15 protein-coding genes are annotated in these 19,799 nt (G+C 60.2%); 11 read left to right on the forward strand and 4 right to left on the reverse strand.

What is annotated here, in order from left to right:
- Positions 1-166 precede the first annotated feature (166 nt).
- The 9 genes from betI to yccS all read left to right on the forward strand — a co-directional run bounded on the left by betI (position 167) and on the right by yccS (position 14,079).
- Positions 167-760, forward strand: coding sequence for a transcriptional regulator BetI (gene betI / locus ACA073_RS24425; protein ID WP_497400087.1), 594 nt, complete (start codon positions 167-169; stop codon positions 758-760).
- Between the two features lie 107 nt (positions 761-867).
- A complete protein-coding gene (gene betB / locus ACA073_RS24430) occupies positions 868-2,340 on the forward strand; it encodes a betaine-aldehyde dehydrogenase (RefSeq protein ID WP_497400089.1) in 1,473 nt (490 codons plus the stop codon).
- A gap of 153 nt (positions 2,341-2,493) precedes the next feature.
- Positions 2,494-4,197, forward strand: a complete 1,704-nt coding sequence (betA, locus tag ACA073_RS24435; RefSeq protein WP_497400090.1) for a choline dehydrogenase — start codon at positions 2,494-2,496, stop codon at positions 4,195-4,197.
- A 263-nt stretch (positions 4,198-4,460) separates the two neighbouring features.
- On the forward strand, positions 4,461-5,903 hold the full coding sequence (locus tag ACA073_RS24440) for a TldD/PmbA family protein (protein WP_497400091.1): 1,443 nt from the start codon (positions 4,461-4,463) through the stop codon (positions 5,901-5,903).
- On the forward strand, positions 5,903-7,240 hold the full coding sequence (locus ACA073_RS24445; RefSeq protein WP_497400093.1) for a TldD/PmbA family protein: 1,338 nt from the start codon (positions 5,903-5,905) through the stop codon (positions 7,238-7,240). The genes ACA073_RS24440 and ACA073_RS24445 overlap by 1 nt, the downstream gene beginning before the upstream one ends.
- A 171-nt stretch (positions 7,241-7,411) precedes the next feature.
- Positions 7,412-8,839, forward strand: coding sequence for a multidrug transporter subunit MdtD (gene mdtD / locus ACA073_RS24450; RefSeq protein ID WP_497400094.1), 1,428 nt, complete (start codon positions 7,412-7,414; stop codon positions 8,837-8,839).
- A gap of 149 nt (positions 8,840-8,988) precedes the next feature.
- Entirely contained in the window at positions 8,989-10,326 is a 1,338-nt protein-coding gene (gene dbpA, locus ACA073_RS24455) for an ATP-dependent RNA helicase DbpA (RefSeq protein WP_497404218.1), read from the forward strand.
- 159 nt (positions 10,327-10,485) lie between these two features.
- Positions 10,486-11,664, forward strand: a complete 1,179-nt coding sequence (locus tag ACA073_RS24460; RefSeq protein WP_497400095.1) for a BaiN/RdsA family NAD(P)/FAD-dependent oxidoreductase — start codon at positions 10,486-10,488, stop codon at positions 11,662-11,664.
- Between the two features lie 231 nt (positions 11,665-11,895).
- Positions 11,896-14,079, forward strand: a complete 2,184-nt coding sequence (yccS, locus tag ACA073_RS24465; RefSeq protein ID WP_497400097.1) for a YccS family putative transporter — start codon at positions 11,896-11,898, stop codon at positions 14,077-14,079.
- A gap of 143 nt (positions 14,080-14,222) precedes the next feature.
- Here yccS and ACA073_RS24470 read toward each other — a convergent pair whose 3' ends face one another.
- Entirely contained in the window at positions 14,223-14,960 is a 738-nt protein-coding gene (locus tag ACA073_RS24470) for a substrate-binding periplasmic protein (protein WP_497400099.1), read from the reverse strand.
- A gap of 254 nt (positions 14,961-15,214) precedes the next feature.
- On the opposite strand from ACA073_RS24470, the gene ACA073_RS24475 reads away from it, so the two are divergent.
- On the forward strand, positions 15,215-15,667 hold the full coding sequence (locus ACA073_RS24475; protein WP_497400101.1) for a GNAT family N-acetyltransferase: 453 nt from the start codon (positions 15,215-15,217) through the stop codon (positions 15,665-15,667).
- 34 nt (positions 15,668-15,701) lie between these two features.
- Here the strand turns inward: ACA073_RS24475 and ACA073_RS24480 are convergent, their stop codons facing one another.
- The 3 genes from ACA073_RS24480 to ACA073_RS24490 all read right to left on the reverse strand — a co-directional run bounded on the left by ACA073_RS24480 (position 15,702) and on the right by ACA073_RS24490 (position 18,739).
- Positions 15,702-15,998 carry a winged helix-turn-helix domain-containing protein gene (locus ACA073_RS24480; RefSeq protein WP_497400103.1) on the reverse strand — a complete coding sequence of 99 codons (297 nt, stop codon included), beginning with the start codon at positions 15,996-15,998 and terminating at the stop codon, positions 15,702-15,704.
- Between the two features lie 80 nt (positions 15,999-16,078).
- Positions 16,079-16,570, reverse strand: a complete 492-nt coding sequence (locus tag ACA073_RS24485) for a M48 metallopeptidase family protein (RefSeq protein ID WP_461952861.1) — start codon at positions 16,568-16,570, stop codon at positions 16,079-16,081.
- 45 nt (positions 16,571-16,615) lie between these two features.
- Positions 16,616-18,739, reverse strand: a complete 2,124-nt coding sequence (locus ACA073_RS24490; protein WP_497400105.1) for a putative bifunctional diguanylate cyclase/phosphodiesterase — start codon at positions 18,737-18,739, stop codon at positions 16,616-16,618.
- 322 nt (positions 18,740-19,061) lie between these two features.
- On the opposite strand from ACA073_RS24490, the gene ACA073_RS24495 reads away from it, so the two are divergent.
- A complete protein-coding gene (locus ACA073_RS24495; RefSeq protein WP_497400107.1) occupies positions 19,062-19,730 on the forward strand; it encodes a polysaccharide lyase family 7 protein in 669 nt (222 codons plus the stop codon).
- Positions 19,731-19,799: the final 69 nt, after the last annotated feature.

Genomic DNA, 19,799 nt, shown 5'->3' on the forward strand with positions numbered 1-19,799 from the left:
GGATGTCGGTTTATCGTCGTTTACACGTAGGAAAAATCTGTAAGCAGCGACGATTTGTCGCAGATCTTATTCTTTGTTGATTGAACGTTCAATCAAAACAAAATAGACTGGCCTTCAATCCGATAGACGTTTTGCGTCTGCCGGAAGGCCTAAGGAGATGTGCAAGATGCCCAAGGTCGGTATGCAACCCATCCGCCGCCAGCAATTGATCGAAGCCACATTGCAGGCCGTCGATCAGGTCGGGATGGGGGACGCCAGCATTGCGCTGATCGCCCGTTTGGCCGGTGTCTCGAATGGCATCATCAGTCATTACTTTCAGGACAAGAACGGCCTGATCGCTGCCACGGCGCAGTATCTGATGACTGTCCTCAGCGAGAACGTCACCGCGCGCCGTCAGGCGCTGACAGATGACAGCCCGCGGGCGCATCTGCAGGTGATCATCGAAGGCAACTTCGACGCCAGCCAGGTCAATGGCCCGGCAATGAAAACCTGGCTGGCCTTCTGGGCCACCAGCATGCACCACCCGTCTTTGCACAGGTTGCAGCGGATCAACGATCACCGTCTGTATTCCAACCTGTGCTGCCAGTTCCGCCGCGTATTGCCGCGCGATGATGCGCGCAGTGCAGCCCGGGGCCTGGCAGCCCTCATTGACGGTTTGTGGTTGCGCGGCGCGCTGTCGGGAGATGCTTTCGACACCGAGCAGGCGCACCGGATCGCTTACGAATACATGGATTTCCAACTGGCCAAGCAGGTGAGTTAGAGCACACATAAAACGCTCAACCCCTGAACGCTACCGACGGCGATGCCAACTGCTTCACGGCACGCCCGGTGGTTAACGCCAACCACTTATGCACTTGCGAGGACTTTATGGCCCGTTTCGAACTGCAAAAACTCTACATCGATGGCGGCTACAGTGACGCCAGCAGCGACGCCACTTTCGAAGCCATCAACCCGGCTAACGGTGAAGTCCTCGCAAACGTACAGCGTGCTACCAAGGAAGACGTCGAGCGCGCCGTGGTCAGCGCCGAAAAGGGCCAGAAAATCTGGGCCGCGATGACCGCCATGGAGCGTTCGCGCATCCTGCGTCGTGCCGTCGACATCCTGCGCGAGCGCAACGATGAACTGGCCGCCCTGGAAACCCTGGACACCGGCAAGTCGTACTCCGAAACCAAGTATGTCGACATCGTCACCGGTGCTGACGTACTGGAATACTACGCAGGCCTGGTGCCGGCCATCGAAGGCGAGCAGATCCCTCTGCGCACCACGTCGTTCGTCTACACCCGTCGCGAGCCGCTGGGCGTCGTGGCCGGTATCGGCGCGTGGAACTACCCGATCCAGATCGCCCTGTGGAAATCCGCCCCTGCCTTGGCGGCCGGCAACGCGATGATCTTCAAGCCAAGCGAAGTCACTTCCCTGACCACGCTGAAACTGGCCGAGATCTACACCGAAGCTGGCGTTCCGGCTGGCGTGTTCAACGTATTGACTGGCAGCGGCCGTGAAGTCGGCACCTGGCTGACCGAGCACCCGCGCATCGAAAAAATCTCCTTCACCGGCGGCACCGACACCGGCAAGAAGGTCATGGCCAGCGCTTCCGGCTCGTCCTTGAAAGACGTGACCATGGAACTGGGCGGCAAGTCCCCGCTGATCATTTTCGACGACGCCGACCTCGATCGCGCCGCCGACACCGCGATGATGGCCAACTTCTACAGCTCCGGCCAGGTCTGCACCAACGGCACTCGCGTGTTCGTACCGACTCATCTGAAAGCCGCTTTCGAAGCCAAGATCGCTGAGCGCGTTGCGCGCATCCGCATCGGCAACCCGGAAGACGAAAACACCAACTTCGGCCCGCTGGTCAGCTTTGCCCACATGGAAAGCGTGCTGGGTTACATCGCCAAAGGTAAGGAAGAAGGCGCTCGCGTGCTGTGCGGCGGTAGCCGTCTGACCGAAGGCGAGTTCGCCAAAGGCGCATTCGTGGCACCGACCGTGTTCACCGATTGCACCGACGACATGACCATCGTCCGCGAAGAAATTTTCGGCCCGGTCATGGCGATCCTCACCTACGAAACCGAAGAAGAAGTGATCCGTCGCGCCAACGACACCGACTTCGGCCTGGCCGCTGGCGTCGTCACCAAGGACTTGAACCGCGCTCACCGCGTGATTCATCAACTGGAAGCCGGTATCTGCTGGATCAACGCCTGGGGCGAGTCCGACGCCAAGATGCCGGTCGGCGGCTACAAGCAGTCGGGTGTGGGTCGTGAGAACGGCATCAGCTCGCTGAACAACTTCACCCGCATCAAATCGGTACAGGTCGAACTGGGCGATTACGCCTCGGTGTTCTAAGCCCCGAGTCTTGTATTGCCCGCGAGGACGCCTTCGCGGGCAAGCCCGCTCCCACAGGAGTTCCCATTCCAATGTGGGAGCGGGCTTGCTCGCGAATGAGTGCGCAGCACTCACCTTGGCCCGACCTGACCACTTTCAAAGAGGGTGCATTCAATGTCCCAAGAATTCGATTACATCATCATCGGTGCCGGCTCGGCCGGTAACACCCTGGCGACCCGTCTGACTGAAGACGCAGGCGTCACCGTCCTGCTGCTCGAAGCCGGCGGCCCGGATTACCGCCTGGATTTCCGCACGCAAATGCCAGCCGCTTTGGCGTTCCCGCTGCAAGGCCGTCGCTACAACTGGGCCTACGAAACCGATCCGGAACCACACATGGACGGTCGCCGGATGGAATGCGGTCGCGGCAAGGGCCTGGGCGGTTCTTCGCTGATCAACGGCATGTGCTACATCCGCGGCAACGCCATGGACTACGACAACTGGGCCAAGCTGCCAGGTCTTGAAGACTGGGATTACCTGAACTGCCTGCCGTATTTCCGCAAGGCTGAAACCCGCGACATCGGCCCGAACGACTACCACGGTGGCGACGGCCCGGTCAGCGTGACCACGCCGAAAGCCGGCAACAACCCGCTGTTCCACGCCATGGTCGAAGCCGGCGTGCAAGCCGGTTACCCGCGCACCGAAGACTTGAACGGTTACCAGCAAGAAGGTTTCGGCCCGATGGACCGTACCGTGACGTCGAACGGCCGTCGCGCCAGCACCGCGCGCGGTTACCTGGACGTCGCCAAGAAGCGTTCGACCCTGACCATCGTCACTCACGCGCTGACCGACAAGATCCTGTTCGAAGGCAAGCGTGCCGTCGGCGTGCGTTACCTGATCGGCGCCGCTGAAGAGCGCGTTGAAGTCCGCGCCCGCAAAGAAGTGTTGTTGTGCTCCGGCGCCATCGCTTCGCCGCAGATTCTGCAACGCTCCGGCGTCGGCCCGGCCGAACTGCTGAACAAGCTCGACATCCCGGTGGTCCACGACCTGCCAGGCGTCGGCGAAAACCTGCAGGATCACCTCGAGTTGTACCTGCAATACGCCTGCACCCAACCGGTCTCGCTGTACCCGTCGCTGCTCTGGTACAACCAGCCGGCCATCGGTGCCGAATGGCTGTTCAACGGCACCGGCATCGGCGCCAGCAACCAGTTCGAAGCCGGCGGTTTCATTCGTACCCGTCCAGAATTCGATTGGCCGAACATCCAGTACCACTTCTTGCCGGTGGCGATTAACTACAACGGCAGCAACGGTGTGAAAGAGCACGGCTTCCAGGCGCACATGGGTTCCATGCGTTCGCCGAGCCGCGGTCGCATCCAGGCCAAGTCGAAGGATCCGCGCGAGTACCCGAGCATCCTGTTCAACTACATGGCCACCGAGCAGGACTGGCAGGAGTTCCGCGATGGCATCCGCCTGACCCGCGAAATCATGCAGCAGCCGGCACTGGACGCTTTCCGCGGCCGCGAAATCAGCCCGGGCATCGACGTGCAAACCGATGAGCAACTCGACAAGTTCATCCGCGAACACGCCGAAACCGCGTTCCACCCGTCCTGCTCGTGCAAGATGGGCACCGACGAAATGGCCGTGGTCGATGCCGAAGGTCGCGTGCATGGCCTGCATGGCCTGCGCGTGGTCGATGCCTCGATCATGCCGATCATCACCACCGGCAACCTGAACGCGCCAACGATCATGATCGCCGAGAAAATCGCCGACAAGATCCGTGGTCGTCAGCCGTTGCCGCGTAGCACAGCGGATTACTTCGTAGCGGGCGATGCGCCAGTGCGTGGCAAGCCGTTGCGGGATGTGAGCCTGACTGCTCAGTAAGGCATAACACCGCGGTGCTGCCTTCGCGAGCAAGCCCGCTCCCACATTGGATCTGTGTCGTTCCCAAATCCAATGTGGGAGCGGGCTTGCTCGCGAAGGAGCCCGACTAAACAACAAACAAACTCCAGACGCACCCCGGCAATCCTTTCCCACACCGCCCCACTCTTGATCTACCCCCCGCCCAGGCCTAATCTAGCGCCACGCAAACGTTTCACCCCCCTCGCAACACCGATGCATCGCAACCCCACCAGGGAGGTTCCCGAATGTTCGATTTCCACCCCCAGCTCAAGCAGCGCTTCGCTGCCTTGCGCACGGGCGCTGAATTCTTTTCGCTGCGTTATGTGCGCGAGTCCGGCCAGTACCTGTCGGTGCGCAAGAACGTCGCCGAACCTCCAAGCCTGAGCCGTGACGAAGGCGCGATGTTGACCGTTCGCGTCAACGGCGTTGAAGCCTACGCCGCGACCAACGACCTGTCGCAATCCGGCCTGCAAGCCGCGCTGGAAAAAGCCGAGCAACAAGCCCGGCGGCTCAAGCCCCACGCCCTGCTCGACCTACGCGAGCAAGCTGTCTCCAGCGACCGCGCCGATTATTTTTCGCCGAACTTCGACCAGCCCTTCCCGTCCCTGAGCGATTGCTACCAACTGCTCGGCGCCGAATCTGCCGCCGTGCCCAAGGACGAGCGCCTGGTGAACTGGCAGGTGAGCATCGGCATCACCAACGTCGAACAGATCTACCTCAGCAGCGCCGGCGCTGAACTGCGCCAGGCCCAGCGCTTTGTCTACCCGAGCCTGGAAGTCACCGCCTACGACGGCAGCGACAGCCAGACCCGCACCCTCGGCCGCGAAAACTTCGGCCAACAGGGCGGCTTTGATGTGATCAGTCGCTGCGGCCTGGTGGGCGCAGGCCCGAAAGTCGCCGATCAGGCGCTGCAATTGCTGCTGGCACCCAACACCCCGCAAGGCCCGCGCGATCTGCTGTTGATGCCCGACCAGATGATGCTGCAAATCCACGAATCCATCGGTCACCCGCTGGAACTGGACCGCATCCTCGGTGACGAGCGCAATTACGCCGGCACCAGTTTCGTCAAGGCAGAAGACTTCGGCCATCTGCAATACGGTTCGAAACTGCTCAACGTGACCTTCGACCCGGACATCCCCGAGCAGCTCGCCAGCTACGGCCATGACGACGACGGTACCGCCGCCAGCAAACAGTTTCTGATCAAGGAAGGTTTGCTGCTGCGTCCATTGGGCGGTGCGCTGTCGCAATTCCGTGCCGGCATGGACGGCGTCGCCAACAGCCGCGCCTGTGGCTGGAATCGCCCGCCGATCGACCGCATGGCCAACCTCAATATCGAGCCCGGCGATCAGCCGCTTGAGCAACTGATCGGCAACATCGAGCACGGCATTCTGATGAGCACCAACCGTTCCTGGTCGATCGACGATGCGCGCAACAAATTCCAGTTCGGTTGCGAATGGGCGCAGTTGATTGAAAACGGCGAGCTCAAAGGCGTGGTGAAAAACCCGAACTACCGGGCGATTTCCGCACAGTTCTGGAAAAGCCTCAGCGCCGTCGGCGACGCCAGCACCTTCAAGGTCCTTGGCACACCGAACTGCGGCAAGGGCGAGCCGAATCAGGTGATCCGTGTCGGCCATGCGTCCCCGGCCTGTGTATTCAGCAATGTGGATGTGTTTGGGGGAGACGCCTGATGAGTACGTCAAACAATCAGGCCAGTGGGTTCAAGGCCTTGGTCAACTGGCTGCGCGACGCGATTCGCGAACCGGAGCAATTCACCCTCAGCTACGCCGCCGAGTCATCGGCCTTCGTGCGTTTCAACCATGCCAAGGTGCGTCAGGCCGGTCAGGTGCAACAGGCGAGCGTCGGCTTCAAACTGATCAACGAGGGCCGGCATGCCGACCTCGACATCACGCTGTCGGGCGATGTGGAAGTCGACACCCAGCGCCTGGCGGAAGGGCTGCAACAGCTGCGCGAAACCTTGCCGCTGCTGCCGCAGGATCCGTACCTGCTGCTTAACCACAACGGCTGGCAGAGCAAGCACGTGCAAGAGCATCCGCTGCCGGACACCGAGCAGGTGGTTGCCGAAATCACTCAGGCTGCCGAGGGTCTGGACCTGGTGGGCTTTTATGCGGCCGGCCCGATCAGTCGCGGTTTCGCCAGTTCCTCGGGCGCGTTCGGCTGGCATCAGGCCAACAGCTTTAACTTCGACTTCAGCCTGTTTCATGACAACGGGCAGGCGGTGAAAGCCAGTTACGCCGGGCACGACTGGAACAGCGAAGGGTTTGCCCGACGCTTCCAGCAGGCTCGTGAGCAGCTTGAGTTCCTGGGTCGGCCGTTGCGTACTTTGCCACCGGGTCAGTACCGCGCTTACCTGGCGCCGGCAGCGCTGGAAGAAATCATGGGCATGTTGTCCTGGGGCGGCTTTTCGGCGCAGTCGGTGGCCAGCAAGAGCAGTCCGTTGCAGAAACTCTACGCGGGCGACCATTCGTTCAGTCCGCTGGTGTCCCTCGATGAAAAAGTCAGCGGTTCGTTGAGCCCGGCGTTTTCCGGCGAAGGTTATCCGCGCAGTGATCTGAAACTGATCGTCGAGGGCAAGGCCGGCGCGCAACTGGTCGGCTCACGCAGTGCCGCCGAATACGGCCTGACGGCCAACGGCGCCAGCGGTGGTGAATCGCCGACAGCGCTGAACATGGCGCCCGGCGCGCTGCCGGATGCAGAGATCCTCAAGCAACTGGGCACAGGTTTGTACATCAGCAATCTTTGGTACCTGAACTACTCGGACCAACCGATGGCACGCATGACGGGCATGACGCGGTTTGCGACTTTCTGGGTCGAGAATGGCGAGATCCAGGCGCCGGTCAGCACCATGCGCTTTGATGACAGTGCTTACAGTTTGCTCGGTTCACAGCTGGAGGCGTTGACCGAAGAGCGCGAGTTGTTGCTGTCGGCGAGCACCTACAGTCAGCGCGCGACGGCTTCGGCGTTGTTGCCGGGGGCGCTGATCACCCGACTAACTCTTACGTTGTAAACACAAAACCCCAGCACACAGGGGACCCTGTGGGAGCGGGCTTGCTCGCGAAAGCGGTGGGTCAGTCAACATTGATGTTGAATGTGATGGCCTCTTCGCGAGCAAGCCCGCTCCCACATAGACTGCGACCCACCATGACATTGCTTTAGCACTTCTCCCGCAAGAGGTCCCATGCTCAACCGCCTGCCTCTCGACGCTGTCACCGCCCGTTGGGTGCCGTGGGTCGTCGCCATTGCCTTCTTCATGCAGTCCCTCGACGGGACCATCCTCAACACCGCCCTGCCCGCCATGGCCCGCGACCTCGCGGAAGATCCATTGCGCATGCAAGGCGTGATCATTGCCTACATGCTCACCGTCGCCTTGCTGATCCCTGCCTCGGGCTGGATCGCCGACCGCTTCGGCACCAAGAAAATTTTCTTCGGCGCGATCCTGTTGTTCAGCCTCGGCTCTTTGCTCTGCGCTCTGTCGAGCAGCCTGAGCATGCTGATCGGTGCCCGGGTGATTCAGGGCCTGGGCGGTGCGCTGATGTTGCCGGTCGGGCGGCTTGTAGTACTGCGCGCTTACCCGCGCTCGGAACTGGTGCGGATCATGGGTTTCATCACCATTCCCGGCCTTCTTGGCCCGTTGATCGGCCCGACCATGGGTGGCTGGATGGTCGAATACCTGACTTGGCACTGGATCTTCCTGATCAACCTGCCGGTCGGCGCCGTCGGTTGCTACGCGGTGTGGAAATTCATCCCCGACCTGCGCGGCACTGAGCGCACGCGTTTCGACAGCCTCGGCTTCTTGCTGTTTGGCGCGGCGATGATCCTGATCACCATCGCCATGGAAGGCCTTGGCGAACTGCACCTGCCGCATTTGCGCGTGATGTTGCTGCTGTTCGGCGGCATGGCGTGTCTGGCGGCGTACTGGTTGCGGGCCGGACACATCGAAAATCCGCTGTTCGCGCCGTCGCTGTTCAAGACCCGGACGTTTGCCGTGGGTATTCTCGGCAACCTGTTCGCCCGCTTGGGCAGTGGCGCGCTGCCGTTCCTTGTACCGTTATTGCTGCAAGTGGCGCTGGGATACTCACCGTCTCAGGCCGGGATGAGCATGTTGCCGCTGGCTCTGGCGGCGATGGTCGCCAAGTCGGTGGCTCGGACGCTGATCGAACGCCTGGGCTATCGCATCGTGCTCACCGGCAACACGTTGGCGCTGGGGCTGATGCTGGCGAGCATGGGTCTGGTCAGCGAGCAGACACCGTACTGGTTGCTGCTGGGCATGCTGGCGATCCTCGGCGCGATCAACTCTTTGCAGTTCACCGCGATGAACACCGTGACCCTGATCGACCTCGACGACGCCAACGCCAGCAGCGGCAACAGTCTGCTGTCGGTGGTCGCGCAATTGTCCCTGAGCCTCGGCGTTGCCTGCGCCGGCGCCCTGCTCGGCGGTTTTACGGCAGAAATCGGCAACGACGGCGTGGACACGGTTCTGGGCGCGTTTCAACTGACCTTTGTGACGGTCGGAATCATGGCGATGCTGGCTGCAACAATCTTTTCGCAGCTTTCAAAGGAAGACGGACGGCGCGTCAGAAGTCCGGAACAACACATCGAACATTGAACAGAGCACTTGTGGCGAGGGGATTGCGTTCGTCCAGAATTTGCAGGTGGAGCGCGCGGGGCTGGTACACTGCGCGACATTTTGTTTTGCAGGCCAGTCCCGTGACCACCATCGCCACCGCTTTTAACACTTTGCCGCTGTCCGCCGCCATGCTGGCTAACCTCGACTCCCTCGGTTATGCCCAGATGACGCCGATCCAGGCGCAAAGCTTGCCGGTGATCCTCAAGGGGATGGACCTGATCGCCCAGGCCAAGACCGGCAGCGGCAAGACCGCCGCCTTCGGTATCGGCCTGCTGAACCCGATCAATCCGCGCTTCTTCGGTTGCCAGGCGCTGGTCATTTGCCCGACGCGCGAGCTGGCTGACCAGGTTGCCAAGGAAATCCGTCGCCTGGCCCGCTCCGAAGACAACATCAAGGTCCTGACCCTGTGTGGCGGCGTGTCCTTCGGCCCGCAGATCGGTTCGCTGGAGCATGGCGCGCACATCATCGTCGGAACCCCGGGCCGCCTTCAGCAACATTTGCGCAAAGGTTCGCTGGTGCTCCATGGCCTGAACACGCTGATCCTCGACGAAGCCGACCGCATGCTCGACATGGGTTTCTACGATTCCATCGAAGAAATCATTGCCCAGACCCCGGAACGCCGCCAGACCCTGCTGTTCTCCGCCACGTACCCGACGGGTATCAAGCAACTGGCGGCGAAATTCATGCGCACCCCTCAGATCGTGAAGGCCGAGGCGTTCCACGACGACACGCAGATCGAGCAGCGTTTCTACGAGATTTCCCCGGAAGAGCGCATGGACGCCGTGGTCAAGGTCCTCGCGCATCACCGTCCGGCCTCTTGCGTGGCCTTCTGCTTCACCAAGCAGCAGGTTCAGGAAACCGTTGATCACCTGACTGCCAAAGGCATCTCCGCCGTCGGCCTGCACGGCGATCTGGAACAACGTGATCGTGACCAGGTGCTGGCGATGTTCGCCAACCGCAGTACTTCGGTACTGGTTGCCACCGACGTCGCCGCGCGCGGTCTGGACATCGATGCGCTGGACATGGTGATCAACGTCGAACTGGCCCGTGATTCGGAAATCCACATTCACCGCGTTGGCCGTACCGGTCGTGCTGGCGAGAAAGGCATTGCGATCAGCCTGGTCGCCCCGTCCGAAGCGCACCGCGCCCAGGCCATCGAGCAACTGCAGAAGTCGCCGTTGAGCTGGGATCAACTGGACAGCCTCAAGTCCCAGGGCGGCGGACCGTTGCTGCCGCAAATGAGCACGCTGGTCATCGGCGCGGGCCGTAAAGACAAGGTTCGTCCGGGTGACATCCTGGGTGCATTGACCGGCGATGCCGGCATTCCGGGCGCCCAGGTCGGCAAGATTGCAATTTTCGACTTCCAGGCCTACGTGGCCGTGGAACGCGGAATCGCCAAGCAAGCCTTGCAGCGCCTGAATGACGGCAAGATCAAAGGCCGTTCGTTGCGCGTTCGCATTTTGTAAGAGATCTTCGCCCCAACGGAGATCCCCTGTGGGAGCGGGCTTGCTCGCGAATGCAATCTGTCAGTTGGCATATAGGCTGACTGACACACCGCTTTCGCGAGCAAGCCCGCTCCCACATTGGTTTCCCGGTGAATTTAATATTTGTGTGAGGACACCGTTTTGCGCTCTACCGAAGTCGTGATCATTGGCGCTGGCGCCGCAGGGTTGATGTGTGCACTGACCGCCGCCGGGCGCGGGCGCAAGGTGATGTTGCTCGACCACGCGAACAAGGCCGGCAAGAAAATCCTGATGTCGGGCGGTGGACGCTGCAACTTCACCAATATGTACTCCGAACCTGGCAATTTCCTTTCGCAAAACGAACACTTCTGCAAATCCGCACTGGCGCGCTACACCCAGTGGGATTTCATCGGGATGGTCGCCAAACACGGCGTGCCGTACCACGAGAAAAAACTCGGCCAGCTGTTCTGCGATAACAAATCCAGCGACATCCTCGAGATGCTGCTCAACGAGTGCGATCAGGTCGGCGTCAGCCTGCACCTGGACACCTCGATCCAGACCATCGAGAAGCTTGAAAGCGGTTACTTGTTGGACACAACGCTGGACCAGATCACCTGCGAATCGTTGGTGATCGCCACGGGCGGCCTGTCGATTCCGACCTTGGGCGCCACCGGTTTCGGCTATCAGGTCGCTAAACAGTTCGGCCACGACTTGCTGCCGACCCGCGCCGGGCTTGTGCCATTCACCATCACCGATCAGCTCAAGGAGCTTTGCACCGAGCTGTCCGGTACTTCTGTGGACTGTCTGGTGAGCTGCAACGACCAGAGTTTCCGCGAGAACATCCTGTTCACTCACCGTGGTCTCAGTGGCCCGGCGATTTTGCAGATTTCTTCGTTCTGGGAATCCGGCGACACGGTTGAAATCAACCTGATGCCGGACCACGACGTGCCGACCTGGCTGCAACAGCAGCAAGCCGAACGTCCGAACAGCGAACTGAAAACCCTGTTGGGGGAAATCTTCACCAAGAAGATGGCCAATTTGCTGGCGGACAACTGGTTCGTCTCCAAACCGATGAAGCAGTACACCCACGCGGAAATTGCCGACATCGCCGAGAAACTGGCGAGCTGGAAAGTCGTGCCGGCCGGCACTGAAGGTTATCGCACGGCCGAAGTGACGCTGGGTGGCGTCGATACCCACGAGGTGTCGTCCAAGACCATGGAGTCACTGAAAAGCCCTGGTTTGTATTTCATCGGTGAAGTGCTTGATGTCACCGGGCACCTGGGCGGCTTCAATTTCCAGTGGGCCTGGGCCTCCGGTTACGCCGCCGCACAATTCGTCTGATTGAAGGATGTACACAAATCAAATGTGGGAGCGGGCTTGCTCGCGAAGGCGGTATATCAGTCAACGTAAATGTTGAATGTACCGACGCCTTCGCGAGCAAGCCCGCTCCCACATTGGTTAAGTGTTGGACTTGAATGAACAGATTTTGCCGCCAGATGTGATCGGCGGCATTGCGTCGGCGTCATTACTGGCTCAATTTAGCGTCATTGCCTCGGAAGGCCTTCGCACTTCATGCCATCGACCCCTTTTCGTCAGTCTCTGCGTCGCCTCTGGGCGCTGGATAAATTCAGTTACAGCGTGCGGGTGTTCATCGCCCTGACCGGCAGCATGGCGCTGTGTTGGTATCAGGATGAAATGGGGCTGCTGATCCCGCTGTTCCTGGGGATCATCGCCAGCGCCCTGGCCGAGACCGACGACAGTTGGCAGGGCCGCCTCAATTCGCTGGCCGTGACGCTGGTGTGCTTCATCGTCGCGGCCCTGTCCGTCGAACTGCTCTTCCCCTACCCCATCCTCTTCATCATCGCCTTCGCGCTGGCAAGCTTCTGCCTGACCATGCTCGGCGCCCTGGGCGAACGCTATGGGGCGATTGCCTCGGCGACATTGATTCTGTCGGTCTACACCATGATCGGCGTGGACCAGCGCGGCGGCGCGGTGACAGATTTCTGGCACGAGCCGGTGCTGCTGGTGGCCGGTGCGGCGTGGTACGGCTTGCTCTCGGTGTTGTGGCAGGCGATGTTTTCCAATCAGCCGGTGCAGCAGAGCCTGGCGCGGTTGTTCCGCGAATTGGGCTTTTACCTGAAGCTGAAATCGTCGCTGTTCGAGCCGATCCGGCAGATGGACGTGGAAGCACGCCGGCTGGAACTGGCCCAGCAGAACGGCCGGGTCGTCGCGGCACTGAACGCCGCCAAGGAAATCATTCTGCACCGGGTCGGCAATGGCCGACCGGGCTCGAAAGTCAGCCGCTACCTGAAACTCTACTTCCTCGCCCAGGACATCCACGAGCGCGCCAGTTCCTCGCACTATCCGTATAACGCGCTGGCCGATGCGTTCTTTCACAGCGACGTGCTGTTCCGCTGTCAGCGCCTGCTGCGCCAGCAAGGCAAAGCCTGCCGGGCGCTGGCGGAATCGATCCAGATGCGCCAGCCGTTCATCTACGACGCCAGTTTTGCCGAAGCCCTCAGCGACCTGCACGCCTCCCTCGAACACCTGCGCATCCAAAGCAACCCGGCCTGGCGCGGACTGCTGCGATCCTTGCGCGCACTGGCGGCTAACCTCGGCACCCTCGACCGTTTGCTCAGTGACGCGAGCAACCCCGACGCCCTTGCCGACGCCACTGACAGCAGCCTGCTCGACCGCTCGCCACGCAGCCTCAAGGATGTGTGGATGCGCTTGCGCACACAGCTGACGCCGACCTCGCTGCTGTTCCGCCACGCCCTGCGTTTGCCGCTGGCGTTGAGCATCGGCTACGGCATGGTGCATCTGATTCACCCGTCCCAGGGTTACTGGATCATCCTCACCACGCTGTTCGTCTGCCAACCGAACTACGGCGCGACCCGGCGCAAGCTCGGCCAGCGGATCATCGGCACCGCCATCGGCCTGACCCTGGCCTGGGCGCTGTTTGATCTGTTCCCGAATCCACTGATCCAGTCGTGCTTCGCGATTGCCGCCGGGGTGGTGTTCTTTACCAACCGCACCACGCGCTACACCCTGGCGACGGCGGCGATCACCTTGATGGTGCTGTTCTGCTTCAATCAGGTCGGGGATGGTTACGGGCTGTTCCTGCCGCGACTGTTGGATACCTTGCTGGGTAGCCTGATCGCCGGGCTCGCGGTGTTCCTGTTCCTGCCCGACTGGCAGGGCCGACGCTTGAACAAAGTGCTGGCCAATACCCTGACCTGCAACAGCATTTACCTGCGCCAGATCATGCAGCAATACGCCGCCGGCAAGAGCGACGACCTGGCTTATCGCCTGGCGCGGCGCAACGCGCACAACGCCGATGCGGCGCTGTCGACGACGCTGGCCAACATGCTGATGGAGCCGGGGCATTTCCGTAAGGAAGCGGATGTCGGGTTCCGCTTCCTGGTGTTGTCGCACACCTTGCTCAGCTATTTGTCAGGATTGGGCGCACACCGTGAAACCCAGCTGCCGGCGGAGGTGCGCGAACACTTGATCGAAGGTGCCGGGGTGAAACTGGCGGCGAGCATTGATGAGATCGCTCAAGGCCTGGCGAGCAAACTGCCGATTGCGATTCAGAGCGATGAGGAAGAGGCGCTGGCCAATGCGCTGGAACAGATGCCCGATGAAATCGACGAAGGCCAGCGGTTGGTGCAGACGCAGTTGGCGTTGATATGCCGGCAGTTGGGGCCGTTGCGGACGCTGGCGGCGCATCTCATCAAGGATACAGGCGAGGATTGAGAGGTGTGGTGACTGGGCCGGCCTCTTCGCGAGCAAGCCCGCTCCCACACTGGATCTCCGGCGGATACAAATAATGTGTATGACACAGATCAAGTGTGGGAGCGGGCTTGCTCGCGAAGGGGCCATCAGCAACACCACAAAAACTACATGCCATGCGCCTTCATCAACCGCTCATAACTCCCATCCGCCTTCATCCCGGCAATCTCCCGATCAAAACCCGCCACGATCTCTTCATGCTGCGGATTTTTCAGGCTGACCAGAATATGCAGGCTGTTCTCGCTCAACGGCTTGGGCAAAAACTCCACGGCATTGCGCACTTTGGCTGATTCCCGCGCAAGGTAGTAACGCGCGACGTATTCATCCTCCAGGGTCAGTTTGACGCGGTCGGCGGCGACCATGCGCACGGCCATGGCGAAGCTGTGCACCGGGATTTTCTGCAGCGAGGCGTCTTCATCGAACGCGGGTGAATAGGCATAACCGCGCACCACCGCCATCGGATAAGTGTGCAGTTGCTGCAAGTTGTTGAATTCGATCGGCGCGTCCTTGCGCTTGAGAAAGCGCACGCGGTTGAGCAGGTACTCGCCGGAAAACTGGCCGAGCCTGGTGCGCTCATCGGCGTACCAAGCGTTCACCAACACGTCGTAACGCCCTTCCCCCAATCCAAGCAGCGCACGCGCCCAGGGCACCTGTTCGAAATCGCTGGCATAGCCGGCCCGGGCCAGCGCGGTGCTGACGATATCGGTGGCCAACCCGCCGTTGATCAGCGTGGCGTCGGTAAAGGGTGGCCATAAATCGGCGACCAGCCGCAGCTTTTCCGCTGCCGCGCTCTGAGTCAGCAACAGCAATCCAATCAAAGCCAAAGCTCGATGCAATCGCGGCATGCTCGAAAATCCTTAGCGGGCGACTGCCCGACGTTTTCTGCCATAACTCCAAGGCCCCGTACCGGCGAAACCCAGGTACTGACATTAGCTCATCGAAGCCACTGCACAGCGCCTCATCTCAGATTACACAAAGAAGACAACGCCGCACGAAATGAATGATGGCATTTTGGCCTTTGTCACAGATTCCTCTGCCATACAGACAACTTTCGTCCGGGCGCTTAGTATCGGAGCGACTGAGTCAAAGGAATGTGAAGATGGCAATCGATTGGATCTGCAAACACCACAGCGATCTGGGCAAAGAGCAGCTGTACGCCGTTCTGCAGCTGCGCGCAGAGGTGTTCGTTGTGGAGCAGAAATGCGTGTATCAAGACGTTGATGGCCAGGATCTGGAAGGTGACACCTGCCATCTGATGGCCTGGGACGGGGATCGACTGGTGGCGTACCTGCGGTTGCTCGATCCTGAATTACAGGGCGGCGATGTGGTGATCGGGCGGGTGATTACCGCGCCGGATCATCGCGGCAAAGGGTTGGGTCATGAGCTGATCGCCCAGGCGTTGAAGCAGGCGGAAAAGCGCTGGCCGGAAGTGCCGGTTTATCTGTCGGCGCAGGCGCATTTGCAGGGGTATTACGGGCGGTACGGGTTTGTCGTGGCGGGTGAGGAATACCTGGAAGATGGTATTCCGCATATCGGGATGCGTCGTTCTTAAGGCCCTTTCGCGAGCAAGTCAAACACCGCAGAAGCTAGGGATACTCCAACACCGCTTTAATCTGCCGCAGATTACGCTCGATCCACCCCCGATCAATCGCTCCCCACTGGCGAATCCGATAACGCCCGGCGTGATTGCGCGCACCCTCTTCCTGCTCGAACTCGCAAATGATGTCCAGATCCGCCAACGCCGCAATGGTGTCCTGGGCCGTGCGCCGGGGCATGCCGGTCACATCGGTCAGTGCCGGGACGCTGATGGCCAGCCCGCTGTCGATCAGGTACGCCACGTACAAGCGGCGATAGAAGCTGCTCTTGGTCTTGCTCACGTCCATCTGCGCGTTCCGTATTAATTTGAAGATCAAAAGATCGCAGCCTTCGGCAGCTCCTACGGGTGTCCGCAGGCTGCGATCTTTTATTGCATTTCCCGCCACGTCAGGTACACCCGCAAATCGAACTCGACCTGGTGATACCCCGGCAACATGTGTTCGCACAGCTTGTAGAACGCCTTGTTGTGATCCGACTCCTTGAAGTGCGCCAGTTCGTGCACCACGATCATTTTCAAAAATTCAGCGGGGGCTTCCTTGAACAACGAAGCCACCCGGATTTCTTTCTTGGCCTTGAGCTTGCCGCCCTGCACCCGAGAGATCGTGGTATGTAGGCCGAGGGCGCGGTGGGTCAGGTCCAGACGGTTGTCGAACAACACCTTGTCGATGGCCGGGGCGTTACGCAGGTATTCCTGTTTCAGGTCCAGCGCATAGGTGTACAACGCCTTGTCGCTCTGCACGTCGTGCTTTTGCGGGTAACGCTGGCTCAGGTAATCGCCCAGCCGACCTTCGGTGATCAGCCGGCGCACCTGGTCCTGCAATGCAGCGGGATAGGCCTGGAGGAATTTCAAGGCAATCATCGGGGCGGCAACATCAATGATGAAAAGGTCGCCAGTGTAGCGAATTCAGTCCGTCAGCGCGCTCCAGTCGAACGGCTGCACAAAGGTTGGGACTTCTTCGGCCTCCATCGGGTGCGCAACCAGGAAACCTTGCACGTACTCGCAACCATTGGCTTGCAGCCACTCATATTGCGCGACGGTTTCCACCCCTTCGGCAATCACCAGCATTCCGTATTGTTTGCACAGGTCGATCACATTGCGCACCAGCGCAGCGTCCCGTGAGGATTCAGGTAACCGGGAGATCATTTGGCGGTCGAACTTGAGCGTGTCCAGCTCCAGGTCGCGCAGATGGGACAGCGAGCACGGCCCGGAACCGAAGTCATCCAGCGCCACGCGCACGCCCAGGTTGTGCAGCAGACGCAGCTGCTTACGAGTTTCCTCGGGGTTGTGCATCAAGGCCTCTTCAGTGACCTCGACTTCCAGATGACGCGCCTGCAAGCCATGACGTTCCAGCACCTGGCGCAACTCGGTGACCAGGTTGGGCATGCCGAATTGCGTGCTGCTCAAACTGACGCCCAGCACCAGATCTTCGGCAAACAGGGTTTCCCAGGCTTTGCGTTGCCCGGCGCCTTGGTGGTAAATCCAGCTGCTCAGTCGGCTGATCAACCGCGCTTCTTCCAACAACGGTAAAAACAGCCCGGGCGGTACGTCGCCGACACTCGGGTGCTGCCAGCGCAAGAGCGCTTCGAACCCGCGAATCTGCCCGCCGTCGATGGCCACCTGCGGCTGATACACCAGATTGAAATCACGGTTTTCGATGGCGCTGCGCACACTTTCTTCGAGCATCAGCCGCGAGCGCGCCCGGCCATTCATGTCATGGTCATAGAAGCGATATTGCTGACGGCCGGCGCGCTTGGCCTCGTACATGGCGATGTCGGACGCGCGCATCAATCCATCGAGATTGGCCCCACAATCCGGGTACGTGGCAATGCCGATGCTGGCGCCCAGGGCGATATCCAGACCATCGATCTGCTGACAGATCGACACCCGCTCGATGAGCTTCTCGGCAATTTTCGCCGCTTGCTCGGGGAACTCCAGGTCGAGCAGCGCCGTGAACTCATCGCCGCCCATGCGCGCCAGAATGTCGAACGGCCGCAAGCACGCCTTCAACTGTTCGGAGACCCAGCGCAGCACGCGGTCGCCGGCATCATGGCCAAGAGAATCGTTGACCCGTTTGAAACCGTCGAGGTCGAGGTACAGCAACACCCACGCGCTGTCAGAGCGCTCGCCGCGCAGCAGCAGGTTTTCCACCGTCTGATAAAAGCCCCGGCGATTGAGCAGCCCGGTCAACGGGTCGGTCACCGCCTGGAATTCCAGTTGCTGATGCAGGTGGCGCACCACCGACATGTCCAGCACCGTCACTACCATCGCATGTTGTTCGGTGGGCAGTGGCGCGCAAGACAGCGCCACAGGCACCTGCTGGCCGGGGGCCGTACGCAGCATCGCGTCATGCAGGCGCAAGGTTTCGCCGCACTTGTAACCGGCGAGCAACTCGGAATCGGCCCAGACCGGGATATGCGGCTTTTGCAGGTAATCCAGAAACTCTTTGCCTTGCAGGTCTTGCACCGTGGCACTGAGCAGTCGCGACATCGCCGGGTTGGCAAAGCGAATCAAACCGTCCTCGCCGACCACCAGAATGCCTTCGGCGGCGTTGTCCAGCACCGAGGCATTAAAGGCGCGCGCGACCTCCAGATCGTGGCTCAGGCGCTGCAACGTCCGGCGATTGCGCTGATGCTCAAGCAATGCCTGGACTTTGGGCTTGAGGATTTGCGGATCGAACGGCTTGAACAGGTAATCCACCGCACCGCTGGCGTAGCCCTTGATCACGGCGTCCTGGGACTGTTCATTGGCGGTCAGGAAAATGATCGGCGTCAGGCGGGTGCGCTGGCTGCCGCGCATCAGGCGCGCCACTTCAAAACCGTCCATGCCCGGCATCTGCACATCCAGCAGTACCAGGTCGATATCGTGTTCGAGTAGAAGACTCAGGGCTTCAAAACCGGACGCAGCCGTCATGACCCGCCAATCCTGACGCTGCAGCAACGCGCGCATGCTGATCAGGTTTTCAGGGTAATCATCAACGATTAATAGGGTTGAGCTGTCTTCGCTTGGCGTGGCTTGAGCGCATTCCATGCTGCTTCTCTTTTCGGGGCGTCAGGCCGGCTTCTCGTGAAAACCGGACAAATAACAAGCCTTCACTCTAGACCGGGATTCGGGAAAGCAGAAGATATCAGTACGCCATCATTTAACTAATGAGTTCATTTGCCGACTAACGGTCACCTCTACAGCCCTCTAAAAACGGGAGAGATGGCCTTTTAACAGGATTTTGACGTCATCCATTTGTCAGACAGGCGTTAACAAAATAGCCTTCTACGCTTATAAAGACCGCCTCCAAGGCGCGTGCTAGAGCTTTTGGTACGTCCGTGCTGCAAAAATCCGTGGAAGCTTTTGCCTTATGATCGATCTCGCATCCTGGAACCTCAGTGTTCCCGTCGGCAACCCGCCGTACACCGTTGAAACAGCCAAACTGGTGAAAGGCTTCAAGGATCAATACTTCCATTCCGACACCGGCACGCTGTTTTTCTGGTCCCCGGTGACCGGCACGAAAACCGAAAACGCGAAATATCCACGCACCGAACTGCGGGAAACCTACAGCAACGGCACCCTGAAAAACTGGTACTACCCGGACGCCGACAACTCCCTGCGCGCCACCCTGGCGGTGAACCAGGTGCCGAGCTCAGGCAAAATCGTCATCGGCCAGATCCACGCCTATGAAAGCCAGAAGCCCATGGTCAAGGTCGAGTATCAGTACAAGACCGACACCAAGACCGGCAACATCGTCGCCAAAGTGCGCATGCACCCTGATGATGGCGAAGGGCGGGTGATCACCATCGCTACCGGCGTGAAACTGGATCAGGAGTTTTCCTACCTCATCCACCTCAGTCCTGGTGGTGCGCTGGGTATCAGTGCGGCGGGTTATCAGTGGGACAGCAACATCAGCGCTACATGGCGCGTCAAGCCGCTGTACTTCAAGGCCGGGGTTTATGTGCAGGACAATACCGGGTACACCAGTGAAGGCGGGAAAGTGACGTTCAGCAAGCTGGATATTGATCACGATAAGTAGTGCCTCTTATACCTATCGTTGCGTTTTTATCGCAGAACTTGGGGCGCACGCCCCAAGTTTCTTGGTCAC

This window comes from Pseudomonas sp. LBUM1670, from assembly GCF_059695695.1.

What these genes read in the sequence shown, in the direction of transcription:
- betB (WP_497400089.1), top strand. Translation starts at nt 868, where the DNA reads ATGGCCCGTTTCGAACTGCAAAAACTCTACATCGATGGCGGCTACAGT.
- betI (WP_497400087.1), top strand. Translation starts at nt 167, where the DNA reads ATGCCCAAGGTCGGTATGCAACCCATCCGCCGCCAGCAATTGATCGAA.
- ACA073_RS24485 (WP_461952861.1), bottom strand. Translation starts at nt 16,570, where the DNA reads ATGATTGCCTTGAAATTCCTCCAGGCCTATCCCGCTGCATTGCAGGAC.
- mdtD (WP_497400094.1), top strand. Translation starts at nt 7,412, where the DNA reads ATGCTCAACCGCCTGCCTCTCGACGCTGTCACCGCCCGTTGGGTGCCG.
- betA (WP_497400090.1), top strand. Translation starts at nt 2,494, where the DNA reads ATGTCCCAAGAATTCGATTACATCATCATCGGTGCCGGCTCGGCCGGT.
- yccS (WP_497400097.1), top strand. Translation starts at nt 11,896, where the DNA reads ATGCCATCGACCCCTTTTCGTCAGTCTCTGCGTCGCCTCTGGGCGCTG.
- ACA073_RS24495 (WP_497400107.1), top strand. Translation starts at nt 19,062, where the DNA reads ATGATCGATCTCGCATCCTGGAACCTCAGTGTTCCCGTCGGCAACCCG.
- dbpA (WP_497404218.1), top strand. Translation starts at nt 8,989, where the DNA reads ATGCTGGCTAACCTCGACTCCCTCGGTTATGCCCAGATGACGCCGATC.
- ACA073_RS24475 (WP_497400101.1), top strand. Translation starts at nt 15,215, where the DNA reads ATGGCAATCGATTGGATCTGCAAACACCACAGCGATCTGGGCAAAGAG.
- ACA073_RS24490 (WP_497400105.1), bottom strand. Translation starts at nt 18,739, where the DNA reads ATGGAATGCGCTCAAGCCACGCCAAGCGAAGACAGCTCAACCCTATTA.
- ACA073_RS24470 (WP_497400099.1), bottom strand. Translation starts at nt 14,960, where the DNA reads ATGCCGCGATTGCATCGAGCTTTGGCTTTGATTGGATTGCTGTTGCTG.
- ACA073_RS24480 (WP_497400103.1), bottom strand. Translation starts at nt 15,998, where the DNA reads ATGGACGTGAGCAAGACCAAGAGCAGCTTCTATCGCCGCTTGTACGTG.
- ACA073_RS24440 (WP_497400091.1), top strand. Translation starts at nt 4,461, where the DNA reads ATGTTCGATTTCCACCCCCAGCTCAAGCAGCGCTTCGCTGCCTTGCGC.
- ACA073_RS24445 (WP_497400093.1), top strand. Translation starts at nt 5,903, where the DNA reads ATGAGTACGTCAAACAATCAGGCCAGTGGGTTCAAGGCCTTGGTCAAC.